A 17,265-nucleotide genomic window follows, 5' to 3' on the forward strand; every position below is an offset into this window, starting at 1 on the left:
GATCGGGACGGAAGGCGAGGGTGCTGTCATGTCGGTGGCGATCGTGACGGGGGCGTCCAGGGGGCTCGGCCGGGCACTGGCCGGGGAGCTGGCGGCGCGGGGCTGGGACCTGGTGCTGAGCGCCCGGGGTGCGGCGGCGCTGGAGGAGGCCGCGGCCGGGGCGGCGCGGGCTTCCGGGGGCCGGGTGGTGGCGGTGGCCGGGGACGTGACCTCGGCGGCGCACCGGGCGGCGCTGGTGGCGGCGGCGCGGGAGCTGGGCGGGCTGGACCTGCTGGTGAACAACGCGGGGGTGCTCGGCGGCGAGCCGTTGGTGCCGCTGGCGGAGCATGCGCCGGACGGGCTGAGGGAGGCCTTCGAGGTCAATGTGGTGGGGCCGCTGGGGCTGATCCAGGAGGGACTGCCGCTGTTGCGGGCGGCGCGGGCCGGGGCGGTGCTGAACATCAGCTCGGACGCGGCGGTGGTGGCGTACGCGACGTGGGGGGCGTACGGGGCGACCAAGGCGGCGGGGGACCTGATGTCGGCCGTGCTGGCGGTGGAGGAGCCGGGGCTGCGGGTGTGGTGGGCCGATCCGGGGTCGATGCGGACGCGGATGATGGCGGCGGCGGAGCCGGGTGAGGACCTGACGGGGCTGCCGACGCCGGAGGAGGTGGCTCCGGTGCTGCTGCGGCTGGTGGAGCGGGCGCTGCCGAGCGGGCGGTACACGGCGCCTGAGCTGACGGCGGAGCCGAGCCCGGCGGGAGGTCCGGAAGCCGGCTCGGGGGCGGGCCTGGAGGTGGGCTTCGGGGCGGGTCCGGAGGCGGGCGCGGGGGCCGGGCGGTGAGCGGCCGACGGGCCCTGCGGGAGGAAGCCCTATATATAACGGACATACCGCCACAATTGTCTGCCCGGATTCCGGTCGAACAGCGGGGGCCCGGGCTCGGGCGGGACGCCGTACGACTGCTGGTGTCCCAGGGCTGCGAGCCGGTGTCGCTGCACGCCTTCCGGGAGCTGCCGGGGCTGCTGCGGGCCGGGGACGTACTGGTGGTGAACACCTCGGCCACACTGGCGGCCGCCGTGGACGCCCGGCTGGGCGGCGAGGACCTGGTGGTGCACTTCTCGACCCGCGGCGACAGGGGGCACCCCCGGACGAAGTCCGGGGGAGGCCGCTGGGCGGTGGAGCTGCGCGCCCCGGCCGGCGACGGGACGACCCGGCGGCGCCCCGGGGGGCCGGCCGGGGCGGTGCTGGAACTGCCGGGCGGGTACCGCCTGACCCTGGAGGAGCCCCTCGCCGCGGGCGCGGACCGGCTGTGGTGGGCGCGCCCCTCCCCCGCGGCGGACGGGGTGCCGGCGCTGCTGCGGGCGTACGGGCGGCCGATCCGGTACGCGTACACGGAGCGGGACCAGCCGCTCTCGGCCTATCAGACGGTGTTCGCGGTGCCGGCCGCCGACGGGTCGGGCTCGGCGGAGATGCCGAGCGCGGGCCGGCCCTTCACGGCGGAGCTGGTGGCGCGGCTGGTGAGCCGGGGGGTGCAGTTCGCCCCGCTGGTCCTGCACACGGGGGTGGCTTCGCAGGAGGCGCACGAGCCGCCGTACCCGGAGCGGTACGAGGTGTCCGCCACGACGGCGGGGCTGGTGAACGCCGCGCGGGCCGCCGGCGGGAGGGTCATCGCGGTGGGGACCACGGCGGTACGGGCCCTGGAGTCGGCGGCGGACGCGCGGGGGCGGGTGCGCCCGGCCGCCGGGTGGACCGATCTGGTGGTGACCCCGGAGCGCGGGGTGCGGGTGGTGGACGGGCTGCTGACCGGGCTGCACGAGCCCGAGGCCTCCCATCTGCTGATGCTGGAGGCGGTCGCGGGGCGGACCGCGGTACGGCTCGGGTATGCCGAGGCACGGGCCCGTCTCTGCCTGTGGCACGAGTTCGGGGACGTCCATCTGCTACTCAAGGATGAGATTGGTGACCATATGCATTGCGGCAGCAACGCACGGTAAAACGGCTCCCCGCCCGATGTGACCCCGCACATAGGACCCACATCACTTACGAAGCTACCTAGTGGACGAATAAAGACCCTGTCAGTGCTGTCCCACCTAGCGCCGAGGCCTGAAATCGGGCCTCGGCGCCCGCGCGTGATCCACTAAGCGGGATCGTACGTCACACCTTTGCCACAGGATTTTGCCGCCGCTAAGAATTGCTCCCGTCGCACAGCACCGCGGATCCCCGGATCCACAAAGCGCCTTCCTGCGACTCCCGCTATTCGAAGAGGTTGCCCCGCCATGTCTGCTTCCCGCACCCCCGGTCACAGTCGTCTGACGAAGGCACACAAGCTGTCCATCGCCGGTGTCGCCACGCTGAGCGCCGCCGCCGTCGCCTTCTCCCTCGCACCGGCCGACGCCGCCGAGGCGCAGACGATCAACGCTGCCCCCGTCGCCTGGACCCAGGCCGTCAACGGCGCGCAGACGAAGACGCTGCAGGGCCACCTCTCCGCACAGCAGGTCATCTCCCAGGCGAACGCCAAGGCCGCGGCCAAGATCAAGGCCGACGCCGACGCCAAGGCCAAGGCCGAGGCCGCCGCGAAGAAGGCCCGCGAGCAGAAGGCTGCCGCCAGCCGCTCCGCCGCCCGCACCCCGGTCTTCGCGAACAACCTCGACGGTTGGATCAAGGAAGCCCTCTTCATCATGAAGAAGGAGGGCATTCCGGGCACCTACGCCGGGATCCACAAGAACGTCATGCGCGAGTCCAGCGGTAACCCGATGGCGATCAACAACTGGGACATCAACGCCCAGAACGGCATCCCCAGCAAGGGTCTGCTCCAGGTCATCTACCCGACCTTCAAGGCGTACCACGTCAAGGGCACCAAGTTCGACCAGTACGACCCGGTCGCCAACATCGTCGCCGCCTGCAACTACGCGGCCGACCGCTACGGCTCCATGGACAACGTCAACAGCGCCTACTAGGCCCTGACGTACCCGAAGCCCCATGCGCCTCAGGGCGGCACCCGGACCTCCGGATGCCGCCCTGAGGCGTTTGTCGTGCGTGCGCGCGGGTCGTCCCGCCCGCGTCTACTGGCCCGCTACTTGCCCGCGCGCATGACCTCGGGCTCGTGGCGGCGCAGCAGGCGCTGCACCGCGAAGCCGCAGGCGACCCCGATGAGCAGCAGGATGGTGATGTTCAGGCTCCACTGCCCGACCGTGGCGTCCCAGAGCGGGTCGGTGTTGGTCGGGTTCTCCGCGTCCCACGGCGGCATGAGCTTGCCGAGGTTCAGCGTGGTGCCGGCGGCGGCGATGGCCCAGCGGGACGGCATCAGCCAGGCGAACTGCTCCAGGCCCGGGGAGTCGTAGACCTGGAAGAGGATGCCGGTGAAGACGACCTGGACGATCGCGAACATGACCAGCAGCGGCATGGTCTTCTCGGCGGTCTTCACCAGCGAGGAGATCACCAGGCCGAACATCATCGACGTGAAGCCGAGCGCGATGACCGACAGGCAGATCTCGACGGCCGGCGGCATGAGCAGACCCTCGGCGGGCAGGTCGCGCGGGAAGAAGCCGATCGCGCAGATGATCACGCCCTGGATGGCCGTGATGACGCCGAGGACGATCACCTTCGACATCAGGTACGCGGACCGGTACAGACCCGTCGCGCGTTCTCGCTCGTAGATGACCCGTTCCTTGATCAACTCACGGACCGAGTTGGCGGCGCCGGAGAAGCACATGCCGACCGCGAGGATCAGCATGATCGTGCCGGCGTCACCGTTGAAACGGGCCGGCGCGACCGGCGGCGCGAGGCCGAACTTCGCGGGGATCACCGTGGAGACCACGCCGAGGACGGCGGGCAGGAGCACCATCAGGGCCAGGAAGCCCACGTCCGACGCGATCACCGAGGTGTAGCGGCGCATCAGCGTCCACAGCTGCGAGCCCCAGCCCTGCGGCTTGGTCGGGCGCATGTGCTGGGCCGGAGGCATCGCCACGGACTGCGGGGCGACCGCGTCGATGTCGGCGGCGTAGAGCTGGTAGTGCTGGGAGCCCTTCCAGCGGCCGGCCCAGTCGTAGTCGCGGTAGTTCTCGAAGGCCGAGAAGACGTCCGCCCACGTGGTGTAGCCGAAGAAGTTCAGCGCCTCGTCCGGCGGACCGAAGTACGCGACCGACCCGCCCGGGGCCATGACCAGCAGCTTGTCGCAGATCGCCAGCTCGGCGACCGAGTGGGTGACGACGAGGACCGTGCGGCCGTCGTCGGCGAGGCCGCGCAGCAGCTGCATGACGTCGCGGTCCATGCCCGGGTCGAGGCCCGAGGTCGGCTCGTCCAGGAAGATCAGCGACGGCTTGGTCAGCAGCTCCAGGGCGACGGACACGCGCTTGCGCTGACCACCCGAGAGCGCGGTGATCTTCTTGTCCTTGTGGATGTCGAGCTTGAGCTCGCGCAGCACCTCGTCGATACGGGCGGCGCGCTCGGACTCGGCGGTGTCGCCGGGGAAGCGCAGCTTGGCCGCGTACTTCAGGGCCGTGCGGACGCGCAGCTCCTTGTGCAGGATGTCGTCCTGCGGGACCAGGCCGATGCGCTGGCGGAGCTCCGCGAACTGCTTGTACAGGTTGCGGTTGTCGTAGAGGACGTCGCCCTGGTCGGCGGGCCGGTAGCCGGTCAGCGCCTTGAGCAGGGTGGACTTGCCGGAGCCCGAGGGTCCGATGACGCCGATCAGCGACTTCTCCGGGACGCCGAAGGTGACGTCCTTGAGGATCTGCTTGCCGCCGTCGACCGTGACCGTGAGGTGGCGGGCCGAGAAGGAGACCTCGCCGGTGTCGACGAACTCCTCGAGGCGGTCGCCGACGATCCGGAACGTCGAGTGACCGACGCCGACGATGTCGTTCGGGCCGAGCAGCGCGGTGCCGGACTTCGCCAGCGGCTGACCGTTGACGTAGGTGCCGTTGTGGCTGCCGAGGTCGTGGATCTCGAAGCGGCCGCCGGGCATCGAGCGGAACTCGGCGTGGTGGCGGGAGACCTGGAGGTCGGAGACCACCAGCTCGTTCTCCAGCGCACGGCCGATCCGCATGACGTGGCCCAGCGAGAGCTGGTGGAACGTCGTCGGGCTGCGGTCCCCGTAGGCCGGGGCCCCGCCCTGCGCCAGGTGGGGAGCGGCGGCGCCCTGCTGGTGCGGGAGGTTGACCTGCGGCTGCTGAGGCTGCTGCTGCGCGTGCTGCTGCTGTTCCCAGGCCTGGTGCTGGGGCTGCTGCTGCGGGGCCTGGTAGGCCGGTGCCTGCGGCTGGGCGTACGCCTGGGCCGGGGCCTGCTGTGCCACGGCCGGCTGCGGCGCCGCGGCGCCGACGGTGCTCAGATTCAGCCGCGGGCCGTCCGTCGCGTTGCCCAGGTGGACCGGCGTGCCGGGCACGAGCTCGGTCTGCTGGACCCTGGCCCCGTGCACGTAGGTGCCGTTGGTGCTGCCGTGGTCCTCGATGCCCCAACCCCGGCCGTTCCAGGCGATGGTGGCATGCCGCCACGACACCCTGGCATCGTCGATCACCACGTCTCCCTGGGGATCACGCCCCAGCGAGTACGACCTGGACGGATCGAGCGTCCAGGTCCTTCCATTCAATTCCAGTACGAGTTCCGGCACTCCAGCCCCACTTAAGTCCCCCGAGAATCCCCCATGACGTCAGGGAGTCTAGGGATGGCGAACATCCGGGGGAACTATTTCAGGCCTACAGCCGTATGTGGAATCCGGGCCTTGCCGGGGCGTCTACGACTGCCCGTTGACGGGGTCGAAAGTCACCCGGAGAGTGAGATACGGGACTTCTCGCCCGGTGGTCCCGTCGCGTACCGCTCGGTAGGCATCGGGGGTTCACCGTATGCGCCGCATCCGTTGGGGGGACGTGCTGCTGTCCTCCGTCGCCGCCGTGGGCTGGTCCCTGATCGTGATGGCCGCGGTGGCCGGACTCGGGCTGCACCTGCTGGGCGTCGACGCCGCGGGCGCCGGTGCCGCGGAGGGTTCGCTCGGTGCGATGACGGCCGCCGCGGTGGTCCTCGCGATCGGTGGAACCGTGACCCCCTCCGGTGACGTCTCGGTCCTCGGAGTCATCGGGACGGGCGCCGAAACCTCCCTGGACGTGATGCCTTTGGGGGTGTCGCTGGCCGGAGCGCTGGTCCTGGCCCCGCTGTTCCTTCGTTCGCTGCGGGCCGGCGCGGGCCACGGCGAGACGGCGGCCCGGGTGGTGGTCCTCGCGGTGCTGTTCGTCGCGACGGCGGGCGGACTGGCGTGGGTCGGGCACGACGTGGTCACGCTCGACGGGACGCCGCCGCTGCCACGGACGCCCGCGAAGGTCGAGATCCCGGGGATCGGCGACATCGGCGGGCTGCTCCCGGACCGCGTCGGGGACCTGATCGGGACCCGGACCCGGGTGGGGTTCTCGGTGGAGCTCGGGCCGACCCTGCTGGGCGCGGGGCTCTGGGTGCTCGCCGTACTGGCGCTCGCGCTGCTGGTCTCGCGGCGCGGGCCGGCCGCGGCGGCCCGATTGCGTCCGGTGGTCTCGGCGGTGGTGGCGATGCCACTGGTCGCGGTGGCGGCGGGCTGGGCCGCGGCGGTGTGGGCGGCGGCGGCCGACGACCATCCCCGTCGGGTGCTGGGCGGGGCGCTGCTGGGGGCGCCGAACGGGAGCTGGCTGGGGGTGCTGCTGGGACTGGGCGTGCCGGTACGCGGCCGGGTCACGGGGGCTCCGGCCCGGCTGCTGCCCGATCCGCTGGACGATCTGGTGGCGGTCCCGGGGCGGGATCCGGTGACGGTGGCCCGCCTGGCGGAGTACGACGGGCGGGTCTGGCTGCTGGTCGCGGGGGCGGCCCTGCTGCTGCTCCACGCGGGCGTGGCGGCGGCCGTACGGACACCGGGGCGCGGGGTCCTGGGGTGCGCGGCGCGGCTGTCGGCCGGCACCGGGGTGGCCTTGGCGGTGCTGGTGTGGCTGACGGGGTTCTCGGCGGGCGCCTCGCTCGCGGTGCCGGTGCCGGTGCCGGGTGTGGAAGCGGTGGACGCGGGGGTGGAGCTGCGGGGGGACGTCGCGTACGCGCTGCTGCTGGGCACGCTCTGGGGAGCGGTGGCCGGCGCGGCGGGTGCGCTGCTGACCCGCCGACGGCGGGCGGCCCTGTCGGGCCGGGGCGGCGCGCCGGGGCCCGCGCCGGGGTGGCCGGATCCCCAGGCGCCGACGGCCGCGTACCCCGGGGCCGGACCGTACGGCGGGCCCGGACCGTACGGCGGGCCCGGACCGTACGGCGGGCCCGCGCGCGGCCCGTGGCCCGGATCGGGCGGGGAGGTGGACGGTTCCTGGGACGTGACCGTGACCGGCGTACCGCCCTGGTCGCCCAGGCCGTCGAGGCCACCGAGGCCGCCACGCCGGGAGCCCTTCACTCCCCCTCCGCCGCCGGGAGCCCCGCCCCCACCGAAACCACCGGCGCCCCCGCGGTGAGGCGGGCCGGCGGCCGCCGCGCCGGCCGATCGACGCGTGATCGTTCAAGACGTGGGACGGGGGTCCTGGGGGCCGGGCCGGGAAGATACGGTGAGGGCACCATGAGCGCATCGCAGACCTCCGACGTCCCCACCCTCCTCGTCAAGATCTTCGGCAAGGACCGTCCCGGGATCACCGCCGGGCTGTTCGACACCCTCGCCGCCTACTCCGTCGACGTCGTCGACATCGAGCAGGTCGTCACCCGTGGCCGCATCGTCCTGTGCGCCCTCGTCACCAAGCCCACCGGCGGAGCCGAGGGCGACCTGCGGGCCACCGTCCACAGCTGGGCCGAATCCCTCAAGATGCAGGCCGAGATCCTCTCCGGTACCGGTGACAACAGGCCGCGCGGCAGCGGCCGCTCGCACGTCACCGTGCTCGGGCACCCGCTCACCGCCGAGTCCACGGCCGCCATCGCGTCCCGGATCACCGAGACCGGCGGCAACATCGACCGTATCTTCCGCCTCGCCAAGTATCCGGTGACGGCGGTGGAGTTCGCCGTCTCCGGTGTCGAGACCGAGCCGCTGCGCACCGCGCTGGCCACCGCCTCCGCGCACATCGGCGTGGACGTGGCCGTGGTCTCGGCCGGATTGCACCGCCGGGCGCAGCGCCTGGTCGTCATGGACGTGGACTCGACCCTCATCCAGGACGAGGTCATCGAGCTGTTCGCCGCGCACGCCGGGTGCGAGGCAGAGGTCGCCGAGGTCACCGAGCGGGCCATGCGCGGTGAGCTGGACTTCGAGCAGTCGCTGCACGCCCGGGTGGCGCTGCTCGCGGGCCTGGACGCGTCGGTCGTGGACAAGGTCCGCGCCGAGGTGCAGCTGACCCCGGGCGCGCGGACCCTGATCCGTACGCTCAAGCGGCTCGGCTATCAGGTGGGTGTGGTCTCGGGCGGCTTCACGCAGGTGACGGACGATCTGCGGGAGCGGCTGGGTCTGGACTTCGCCTCCGCCAACACCCTGGAGATCGTCGACGGGAAGCTGACGGGCAAGGTCACCGGCGAGATCGTGGACCGGGCGGGCAAGGCCCGGCTGCTGCGACGTTTCGCCGCGGAGGCCGACGTACCGCTGTCGCAGACGGTGGCGATCGGCGACGGCGCCAACGACCTGGACATGCTGAACGCGGCCGGGCTGGGCGTGGCCTTCAACGCCAAGCCGGTGGTCCGCGAGGCCGCGCACACGGCGGTGAACGTGCCCTTCCTCGACGCGGTGCTGTACCTGCTCGGGATCACCCGCGAGGAGATCGAGGCCGCCGACCTGGCCTGACCCCGAAGCGCGCGAACGGGCCCCGGCAGCCGATGCGGTTGCCGGGGCCCGTCGTCGTCCGGGGCCGCCGATGTCAGGGCCCGCCGATGTCTGGGGGCGGGCGGTGTACCGGGACGGCCGGTCAGAGGCCCTTGGGGGTCCAGTAGTCGAGCAGTGTGCCCACTCCGTGCTCCACGGACTTCCACGATCCGGTGAAGGAGACCACCGCGAGGGCCGCGGTCGGGAAACCCGTACGGGTCATACGCGTCAGGGTTTCTCCCTCCGCGCGCCCCGAGAGGGCGTCGGCGAGGGCGTGCATGCCGGGGTTGTGCCCGATGACGAGGAGGTCGGAGACCTCGTCCGAGGTCTCGTTGAGCAGGGCGATGAGCTCGCCCAGCGAGGCGTCGTAGAGCCTCTCCTCGTAGTGGGTCTTCGGCCGGTGCGGCATCTCCTGGACGGCGAGCTTCCAGGTCTCGCGGGTGCGGGCGGCGGTGGAGCACAGGGCCAGGTCGAAGACGATGCCGGTTTCGGCGAGCTTCAGACCGACGGCCGGCGCGTCCTTGCGGCCTCGTTCCGCGAGCGGGCGATCGTGGTCGGACACCTCGGGCCAATCGGCCTTGGCGTGCCGGAGGAGGGCGATCCTGCGGGGTGTGTCGGCGCTCATGACTCCCAGCTTCGCATGAAACGAGCCACGGGGTGCAGGCTGTTGAGGGAGCGCGGGAGGTCAGCCGACGGCGCGCAGGAGCTGCTCGGCGACCTGGACCAGGCCCGAGGCCTCACCGGTGGCCGCGTGGGCCTCACCGGAGCCGGCGAGGAGCAGCAGCAGGAGCCCGAAGGCGAGGGCGGGCAGGGCCAGTGCCCACCAGTGCAGTCGGGTGCCGACGGCGGTGGTGGCTCGGGCCCGGGAGCGGGACGGGCCCGGCGGGAGGGGCCTGAGGTGCGTGGGGGCCGACATGGCCGCCTCCGTGGGTGTGGACCGGACTGATTCGCTGCCTACGAATCTATGGATCCGGGGCGGTGGTTCCCATCCGGGGCACACCCCACTTCACCCTGAGCCTGACCCCCTAGGGGGTGGTGGGGTTACCCCCACTCTCCCCCTGGGGTCCGCCCTCACGGGACCGCCGCGCTCAGGGGGAGGCGATCGTGGCGATGACGGAGATGATCACGGTCACGGCGAGGAACGCGCCGAGCACGAGGCCGAGCTTCTTGCGGCCGTTCTGCGGGTTCGGTTCAAGTACGGGCGACATGCCGGTCAGTCTCCCATGCCGCATTCGTCCTCGATCGTGCGGTCCCGTCCGGCGAGGACGCCGAGGACGATCTGCGGCAGGAGCAGTCCGGCCATGAGGGCGAGCGGCAGGTCCCAGCCGCCGCTGTGCTGGTAGAGGGTGCCGATGAGGAGGGGGCCGGGGATGGAGATGAGGTAGCCGGTGCTCTGGGCGAAGGCGGAGAGCTTGACCACGCCGGCCGGGGACTTGGCGCGCAGCCCGATGAGGGTGATGACGAGCGGGAAGGCGCAGTTGGAGATGCCGAGTAGCAGTGCCCAGGCCCAGGCGCCGGCGGCGGGGGCGAAGTAGAGCCCGACGTAGCCGACGAGGCCGAAGACGCCGAGGGTGACGGCGATGGCGCCCTGGTTCTTCATCCGGGCGGCGAGGCCCGGGATGACGAAGGCCAGCGGGACGCCCATGACCATGGTGACGGCCAGGAGCACTCCGGCGGTGGAGGCGGAGACCCCGGCGTCGCGGAAGATCTGCGGGAGCCAGCCCATGGTGATGTAGGCCCCGGTGGCCTGGAGGCCGAAGTAGCAGGCCAGGACCCAGGCGGTGCGACTACGGACGACCCGCGGGCCGGCTCCCGGGGCGACGGGGCCGGCGGGGTCGGCGGTGGCCCGGGCCCGGTCGGCGCGCCGGGAGGCGCGGGCGACGGGCAGCCAGGGCAGTACGGCGAGCAGCGCGAGCACGGCCCAGACCAGCAGGCCGGTGCGCCAGCTGCCGCCGAGGGCGTCGGTCAGCGGGACGGTCGCGGCGGCGGCGAGGGAGGTGCCGGCGGCCAGGGACATGGAGTACAGGCCGATCATGGTGCCGACCCGGTCCGGGAAGTAGCGCTTGACGATCACCGGGAGCAGCACGTTGGTGAGGGCTATGCCCGCCAGGGACAGGGCGCTGGCGGCGAGGAAGCCGACGGCGCCGTTCGCGAAGGGCCGGATCAGCAGGCCGGCGGCGATCGCGACCATGCCGGCGCAGACGACGACGGCCGGGCCGAAGCGGCGGGAGAGCCGGGGTGCGGTGACGCCGAAGACGGCGAAGCAGAGGGCGGGGACGGAGGTGATCATTCCGGCGACCGTGCCGCTCATGCCGAGGCCCGTGCGGGTCTCCTCGAAGAGGGCGCCGAGGCTGGTGATGGCGGGCCGCAGGTTGAGGGCGGCCAGCACGATTCCGACGACGAGCACCGGGCCGAGCCGGCTGGGGGTGGCCTGGGCGGGGGTAGGTAGGGGCCGGTCGGGGGCGGTGCGCAGGACCGGCGTGCGGTTCACGGTCCGGGTTTCTTCGTCGGGCATTCAACCATCATAGAATCATGGGATGATTGGTTGTCCAGTCGCTCTTGAGGGGAACCCATGCCGCTGACCTCGCCCCGGCGCTCCGCACTCGTCGATCAGGTGATCGCCCAGCTGCGGAACCAGATCACTTCCGGCGAGTGGCCGGTCGGCGCCCGCATCCCGACCGAGCCGGAGCTCGTCGAGCTGCTCGGGGTCGCCCGCAACACGGTGCGCGAGGCCGTTCGGGCACTGGCGCACAACGGGCTGCTCGACATCCGGCAGGGCTCGGGGACGTACGTCATCGCCACCAGCGAGCTGGCCGGCGTGATGCACCGCCGCTTCGCCGGGGCCGAGCCCCGGCACATCGCCGAGCTGCGGTCGACGCTGGAGTCCTCGGCCGCCCGGCTGGCGGCGGAGCGGCGCACCGAGCGGGACCTCGTACAGCTGGACGCCCTGCTGGCGCGCCGCGAGGAGGCCTGGGCGAGCGGGGACGCGGAGGTGTTCGTGGCGGCGGACGTCAGTCTGCACATGGCGGTGGTGACCGCCTCGCACAACGACGTGCTGATCGAGCTGTACGCGGACCTCGGCGACCTGGTGGCCGACTGGCTGCGGGCGGACGTGGGGACCGAGCTGCACCCTTCCGCCCATCTGGACCACGCTCGGCTGATCGAGGCGATCCGACGGGGCGACGGGGACGCGGCGGCCTCGGAGGCCGCGGGCTACCCCTTCGCCTGCCTCGGCAAGAACGGCAAGAACGGCGAACCCGTGGAGACCGGGGAGCCCGCGGCGGACGCCCCACTCACGGGCGCCGGTGGCTGACCCAGGCCGAGCGGACCTCTTTCCAGCAGCGGCCGACGAGCTCGGTCCGGCCGGCCGGACCGATGGCCACGGCGACGCCGTCGCCGTCCACGTCCCACCAGCGGTCGCATTCGACGTGCAGCCGTACGAGGTCGGTCTCCGGGTAGGCGTTGTGGCAGTACGCCGACACCTGGGAGCCCTGGATGACGGTGTCGCAGTCGGCGCCGAAGAGGTCACCCCCTGCGGGCCGTGCGGGCTGCGCGGGGGGTTCGGCGGGGATGTCGGCGAGGTCCACGACGGCGGGGGTCGCCGCCTCGGGTCCGGGTGCGGGCTCCTCCCCCACGGGCTGCGCTGCGGCTCCCGGGACCAGGAGCCCGGTCAGGATCACGGACGTGACCAGCACGGATACCGCTCGGCTCGGTCTCGCGCGCACTCCTACCTCCTCCCCGCAGGAGCCGAGAAGATCCCGGCTCGGTCAGTTTGCAGGCATCTGTCCCGGTTTTCGACTCGGGAAGATCCGGTCGGCCGGTGAACATGCGATCGAACACGCCCCCGCGGAGCACGCGAACGGCGGCGGCCGCGCCTCCCGGAAGGAAGCGCGGCCGCCGCCGTACGAAGCGGGGGACCGATCGGGGATCAGGCACCCATCGCGTGCAGGCCGCCGTCCACGTGGACGATCTCGCCGGTGGTCTTCGGGAACCAGTCGGACAGCAGGGCCACGACGCCCTTGCCGGTCGGCTCAGGGTCACTCATGTCCCAGTCCAGCATGGAGCGGGTGTTCCAGACCTCCGCCAGCTCGCCGAAGCCCGGGATGGACTTCGCGGCCATGGAGCCGATCGGACCGGCCGAGACCAGGTTGCAGCGGATGTTCTCCTTGCCCAGGTCGCGGGCGAGGTAGCGGCTGGTGGCCTCCAGGGCCGCCTTGGCCGGGCCCATCCAGTCGTACTGCGGCCAGGCGAACTGCGCGTCGAAGGTGAGGCCGACGATGGCCGCGCCCTCCGCCGGGAACAGCGGCTTGCAGGCCATGGCCAGCGACTTCAGCGAGAACGCCGAGACGTGCATGGCGGTGGCCACCGACTCGAACGGCGTGTTCAGGAAGTTGCCGCCGAGGGCGTCCTGCGGCGCGAAGCCGATGGAGTGGACGACGCCGTCGAGGCCGCCGAGCTCGTCACGGACGAGGCCCTCCAGGCGCGCCAGGTGCTCGTCGTTGGTGACGTCGAGCTCGATCACCTTGACCGGCTTCGGCAGCTTCTTCGCGATGCGCTCGGTCAGCGACGGACGCGGCCACGCGGTGAGGATGACCTCGGCGCCCTGCTCCTGGGCCAGCCGGGCCGTGTGGAAGGCGATGGAGGACTCCATCAGCACCCCCGTGATGAGGATGCGCTTGCCCTCGAGAATTCCGCTCATGGTGATCAGTGACCCATGCCCAATCCGCCGTCAACGGGAATGACGGCTCCGGTGATGTACGCGGCGTCGTCGGACGCCAGGAAGCGGACGGCTGCCGCGATCTCCTCGGGCTGCGCGTAACGGCCGAGCGGCACCTGGCCCACGATGCCCGCGCGCTGCTCGTCGGTGAGCACCTTCGTCATGTCGGTGTCCACGAAACCGGGGGCGACGACGTTGAAGGTGATGTTGCGGGAACCCAGCTCGCGGGCGAGGGAGCGGGCGAAGCCCACCAGCGCGGCCTTGGAGGCGGCGTAGTTGGCCTGGCCGGCCGAGCCCAGGAGCCCGACGACGGAGGAGATCAGGACGACGCGGCCCTTCTTGGCCCGGAGCATGCCCCGGTTCGCGCGCTTGACCACCCGGAACGTGCCGGTGAGGTTGGTGTCGAGGACGGACGTGAAGTCCTCCTCGGACATGCGCATCAGCAGCGTGTCCTTGGTGATGCCGGCGTTGGCCACGAGCACCTCGACCGCGCCGTGCGCGTCCTCGATCTGCTTGTAGGCCTGCTCCACCTGCTCGGAGTCGGTGATGTCGCACCGCACCGCCAGGACACCGAGCGAGGTGAGGGCCTGCGGCGGCTCACCCGACCGGTACGTGATCGCGACCTTGTCGCCGGCCTCCGCGAAGGCTTGGGCGATGGCGAGGCCGATGCCCCGGTTTCCTCCGGTGACGAGAACCGAGCGGCTCAACGGATCACCCTTTCGCTAGCGGTCTGAATACCAAAAACCTATAGGTCGCATCGCTCGTACGGAGAATCGACCCCCGACAGGGCCTTGCGACCGGCTCTGTCGAATCCCTACAGAAAGATGTAGGCACAACGGCCCTGATCGCGACATGATCGGGGCGACCGGCTCCGACCACGGGAGGACTTCCGTGCCCCATTCCATCGACGCGGCCTTCGCCGCGCTGCCCCTGCGGGCGCTCGCCGACGCGGCGCTCGCCCGGGCCCGCGCGCTGGGTGCCGAGCATGCCGACTTCCGGCTGGAGCGGATCCGCAGCGCCTCCTGGCGCCTGCGGGACGCCAAGCCTGCCGGTGGTTCCGACACCACCGATCTCGGGTACGCGGTCCGGGTCGTGCACGGGGGCAGCTGGGGATTCGCCTCCGGTGTGGACCTGACCATGGACGCCGCCGCCAAGGTGGCCTCGCAGGCCGTGGCCATGGCGAAGCTGTCCGCCCAGGTGATCAAGGCCGCGGGGTCGGACGAGCGCGTGGAGCTCGCCGACGAGCCGGTGCACGCCGACCGGACGTGGATCTCCGCGTACGACGTGAACCCCTTCGAGGTGCCGGACGCGGAGAAGGCGGCGCTGCTCGCCGACTGGAGCGCGCGCCTGCTGGCGGCCGACGGGGTGGCCCACGTGGACGCCTCGCTGCTCGCCGTCCACGAGAACAAGTTCTACGCGGACACCGCGGGTACCTCGACCACGCAGCAGCGGGTCCGGATCCACCCGCAGCTCACCGCCGTCGCCGTGAACGGCACCACCGGCGAGTTCGACTCGATGCGCACCATCGCCCCGCCGGCCGGCCGCGGCTGGGAGTACCTGACCGGCACCGGCTGGGACTGGAACTCCGAGCTGGAGCAGATCCCCGGCCTGCTCGCCGAGAAGATGCGGGCGCCGAGCGTCGAGGCCGGCCGCTACGACCTGGTGGTGGACCCCTCCAATCTGTGGCTCACCATCCACGAGTCCATCGGCCACGCCACCGAGCTGGACCGGGCGCTGGGCTACGAGGCGGCGTACGCGGGGACCTCCTTCGCCACCTTCGACCAGCTGAACAAGCTCAAGTACGGCTCCCCGATCATGAACGTGACCGGTGACCGCACCGCCGAGCACGGGCTGGCCACCGTCGGCTTCGACGACGAGGGCGTCCAGGCGCAGAGCTGGGACCTGGTCAAGGACGGCACCCTGGTCGGCTACCAGCTGGACCGGCGGATCGCGAAGCTGACCGGCCTCGGGCGGTCCAACGGCTGCGCCTTCGCCGACTCCCCCGGGCACGTGCCCGTCCAGCGGATGGCGAACGTGTCCCTCCAGCCGGATCCGGGCGGGCTCTCGACCGAGGACCTGATCGGCGGGGTCGAGCGCGGGATCTACGTGGTCGGCGACCGCTCCTGGTCGATCGACATGCAGCGCTACAACTTCCAGTTCACCGGGCAGCGCTTCTTCCGGATCGAGAACGGCAGGCTGGCCGGTCAGCTGCGCGATGTCGCGTACCAGGCCACCACCACCGATTTCTGGGGCTCGATGGAGAAGGTCGGCGGCCCGCAGACCTACGTCCTGGGCGGCGCCTTCAACTGCGGCAAGGCCCAGCCGGGCCAGGTGGCGGCGGTCTCGCACGGCTGCCCGTCCGCGCTGTTCCGCGACGTGAACATCCTGAACACCACGCAGGAGGCCGGGCGATGAGCTCGACGAACCGCATCACCAAGCCCCACGAGATCGTCGAGCGGGCCCTGGAGCTGTCCACCGCCGACGGCTGTGTCGTCATCGCCGACGAGGGGTCGAGCGCCAATCTGCGCTGGGCCGGAAACGCCCTGACGACGAACGGCGTGACCCGATCCCGGACCCTGACGGTCATCGCCACGGTCGACGGCAAGGAGGGCACGGCCTCGGGGGTCGTCTCGCGCTCCGCCGTGACCGCGGACGACCTGGAGCCGCTGGTCCGGGCCGCCGAGGCGGCCGCCCGCGGGGCGGGCCCGGCCGAGGACGCCCAGCGGCTGGTCACCGGGACCCCGGCCTCGCCGGACTTCACCGACGCCCCGGCCGAGACGAGCTCGGCGGTCTTCGCGGACTTCGCCCCGGCCCTCGGCGAGGCCTTCGCCCGGGCCCGCGAGGGCGGCCGGGAGCTGTACGGCTTCGCCAACCACGAGCTGGTCTCCACGTACGTCGGCACCTCGACGGGCCTGCGGCTGCGCCACGACCAGCCGAACGGCACGCTGGAGCTCAACGCGAAGTCCCCGGACCGGCAGCGCTCCGCCTGGGCGGGCCGCTCCACCCGGGACTTCAAGGACGTGGACCCGACCGTGCTGGACGCGGAGCTGGCCGTGCGCCTCGGCTGGGCGGAGCGGAAGATCGACCTGCCCGCGGGCCGGTACGAGACCCTGCTGCCGCCGACCGCCGTGGCGGACCTGCTGATCTACCAGATGTGGTCGGCGGCGGCCCGGGACGCGGTGGAGGGCCGTACGGTCTTCTCCAAGCCCGGTGGTGGCACCCGGCTCGGCGAGAAGCTGTCCGAGCTGCCGCTCTCCCTGCGCAGCGACCCGAACGCGCCGGGCCTGGAGTCCGCGCCGTTCGTGATCGCGCACAGCTCCGGCGACGACGCCTCGGTGTTCGACAACGGTCTGCCGGTCCCGGCGACCGAGTGGATCGCGGACGGTCACCTGAACCGGCTGAGCACGACCCGGCACACGGCGGGCCTGACCGGGATGCAGCTCTCCCCCGGCTTCGGGAACCTGATCCTGGACGCGGGCGGCGAGAAGTCCCTCGACGAGATGGTCGCGGCCACCGAGCGGGGTCTGCTGCTGACCTGCCTCTGGTACATCCGCGAGGTGGACCCGGCGACGCTGCTGCTGACGGGCCTGACCCGGGACGGCGTCTACCTGGTGGAGAACGGGCAGGTCGTCGGCGAGGTCAACAACTTCCGGTTCAACGAGTCCCCCGTGGACCTGCTGTCGCGGGCCTCGGAGGCCGGCCGGACCGAGAAGACCTTGCCGCGCGAGTGGAGCGACTGGTTCACGCGCGCCGCGATGCCGGCGCTGCGTATCCCGGATTTCAACATGAGTTCGGTGAGCAAGGGCGTCTGAC

The 17,265-nt window shown here is 72.1% G+C and carries 16 protein-coding genes; 8 read left to right on the forward strand and 8 right to left on the reverse strand.

Features of this window, described 5'->3' with window-relative positions:
- The first annotated feature begins 28 nt into the window (after window positions 1–28).
- The 3 genes from OG624_RS10905 to OG624_RS10915 all read left to right on the forward strand — a co-directional run bounded on the left by OG624_RS10905 (window position 29) and on the right by OG624_RS10915 (window position 2,931).
- The gene (locus tag OG624_RS10905) at window positions 29–820 is read left to right on the forward strand and encodes an SDR family NAD(P)-dependent oxidoreductase (protein ID WP_161288071.1); all 792 of its coding nucleotides are present in this window, start codon (window positions 29–31) and stop codon (window positions 818–820) included.
- Window positions 817–1,968: an S-adenosylmethionine:tRNA ribosyltransferase-isomerase gene (locus OG624_RS10910; protein WP_371639366.1), complete on the forward strand. Its 1,152-nt coding sequence runs from the start codon at window positions 817–819 to the stop codon at window positions 1,966–1,968. The genes OG624_RS10905 and OG624_RS10910 overlap by 4 nt, the downstream gene beginning before the upstream one ends.
- Before the next feature lie 282 nt (window positions 1,969–2,250).
- On the forward strand, window positions 2,251–2,931 hold the full coding sequence (locus OG624_RS10915; protein ID WP_033220554.1) for a transglycosylase SLT domain-containing protein: 681 nt from the start codon (window positions 2,251–2,253) through the stop codon (window positions 2,929–2,931).
- A gap of 116 nt (window positions 2,932–3,047) precedes the next feature.
- On the opposite strand, the gene OG624_RS10920 is transcribed toward OG624_RS10915, so the two are convergent.
- Complete coding sequence (locus tag OG624_RS10920; RefSeq protein ID WP_442759680.1) at window positions 3,048–5,579, reverse strand: FHA domain-containing protein; 2,532 nt, start codon at window positions 5,577–5,579, stop codon at window positions 3,048–3,050.
- Window positions 5,580–5,811: 232 nt separating this feature from the next.
- Between OG624_RS10920 and OG624_RS10925 the strand changes: the two genes are divergently transcribed.
- Together OG624_RS10925 and serB are read left to right on the forward strand one after the other, a co-directional pair.
- Entirely contained in the window at window positions 5,812–7,416 is a 1,605-nt protein-coding gene (locus OG624_RS10925) for a streptophobe family protein (RefSeq protein ID WP_371639369.1), read from the forward strand.
- A gap of 101 nt (window positions 7,417–7,517) precedes the next feature.
- Complete coding sequence (gene serB / locus OG624_RS10930) at window positions 7,518–8,717, forward strand: phosphoserine phosphatase SerB (protein ID WP_033220560.1); 1,200 nt, start codon at window positions 7,518–7,520, stop codon at window positions 8,715–8,717.
- Window positions 8,718–8,838: 121 nt separating this feature from the next.
- On the opposite strand, the gene OG624_RS10935 is transcribed toward serB, so the two are convergent.
- The 4 genes from OG624_RS10935 to OG624_RS10950 form a co-directional block, all read right to left on the reverse strand.
- Complete coding sequence (locus OG624_RS10935; protein ID WP_030012236.1) at window positions 8,839–9,360, reverse strand: SixA phosphatase family protein; 522 nt, start codon at window positions 9,358–9,360, stop codon at window positions 8,839–8,841.
- Between the two features lie 60 nt (window positions 9,361–9,420).
- Window positions 9,421–9,651 carry a hypothetical protein gene (locus OG624_RS10940; protein ID WP_033220563.1) on the reverse strand — a complete coding sequence of 77 codons (231 nt, stop codon included), beginning with the start codon at window positions 9,649–9,651 and terminating at the stop codon, window positions 9,421–9,423.
- Between the two features lie 172 nt (window positions 9,652–9,823).
- On the reverse strand, window positions 9,824–9,943 hold the full coding sequence (locus tag OG624_RS10945) for an SGM_5486 family transporter-associated protein (RefSeq protein WP_252120216.1): 120 nt from the start codon (window positions 9,941–9,943) through the stop codon (window positions 9,824–9,826).
- A 5-nt stretch (window positions 9,944–9,948) separates the two neighbouring features.
- Complete coding sequence (locus tag OG624_RS10950) at window positions 9,949–11,250, reverse strand: CynX/NimT family MFS transporter (protein ID WP_371639370.1); 1,302 nt, start codon at window positions 11,248–11,250, stop codon at window positions 9,949–9,951.
- A 57-nt stretch (window positions 11,251–11,307) separates the two neighbouring features.
- Here OG624_RS10950 and OG624_RS10955 point away from each other — a divergent pair, with 57 nt between their 5' ends.
- The gene (locus OG624_RS10955) at window positions 11,308–12,048 is read left to right on the forward strand and encodes a FadR/GntR family transcriptional regulator (RefSeq protein WP_237545164.1); all 741 of its coding nucleotides are present in this window, start codon (window positions 11,308–11,310) and stop codon (window positions 12,046–12,048) included.
- Here OG624_RS10955 and OG624_RS10960 read toward each other — a convergent pair.
- From OG624_RS10960 to fabG, 3 genes are all read right to left on the reverse strand, one after another.
- Entirely contained in the window at window positions 12,029–12,460 is a 432-nt protein-coding gene (locus OG624_RS10960) for a hypothetical protein (protein ID WP_033220567.1), read from the reverse strand. The genes OG624_RS10955 and OG624_RS10960 overlap by 20 nt on opposite strands.
- 203 nt (window positions 12,461–12,663) lie before the next feature.
- Window positions 12,664–13,434 (reverse strand): enoyl-ACP reductase FabI, encoded by a 771-nt coding sequence (fabI, locus tag OG624_RS10965; protein ID WP_030720134.1) that lies wholly within the window; start codon window positions 13,432–13,434, stop codon window positions 12,664–12,666.
- 5 nt (window positions 13,435–13,439) lie between these two features.
- Complete coding sequence (gene fabG, locus OG624_RS10970; RefSeq protein ID WP_030720137.1) at window positions 13,440–14,159, reverse strand: 3-oxoacyl-[acyl-carrier-protein] reductase; 720 nt, start codon at window positions 14,157–14,159, stop codon at window positions 13,440–13,442.
- Window positions 14,160–14,304: 145 nt separating this feature from the next.
- Between fabG and OG624_RS10975 the strand changes: the two genes are divergently transcribed.
- Both OG624_RS10975 and OG624_RS10980 read left to right on the forward strand, forming a co-directional pair.
- Window positions 14,305–15,867: a TldD/PmbA family protein gene (locus tag OG624_RS10975; protein ID WP_202505193.1), complete on the forward strand. Its 1,563-nt coding sequence runs from the start codon at window positions 14,305–14,307 to the stop codon at window positions 15,865–15,867.
- Window positions 15,864–17,264 (forward strand): metallopeptidase TldD-related protein, encoded by a 1,401-nt coding sequence (locus OG624_RS10980; RefSeq protein ID WP_033220570.1) that lies wholly within the window; start codon window positions 15,864–15,866, stop codon window positions 17,262–17,264. The genes OG624_RS10975 and OG624_RS10980 overlap by 4 nt, the downstream gene beginning before the upstream one ends.
- Window position 17,265 lies beyond the last annotated feature (1 nt).

The sequence above is a fragment of the Streptomyces virginiae genome (genome assembly GCF_041432505.1).
GTDB classification, from domain to species: domain Bacteria; phylum Actinomycetota; class Actinomycetes; order Streptomycetales; family Streptomycetaceae; genus Streptomyces; species Streptomyces virginiae_A.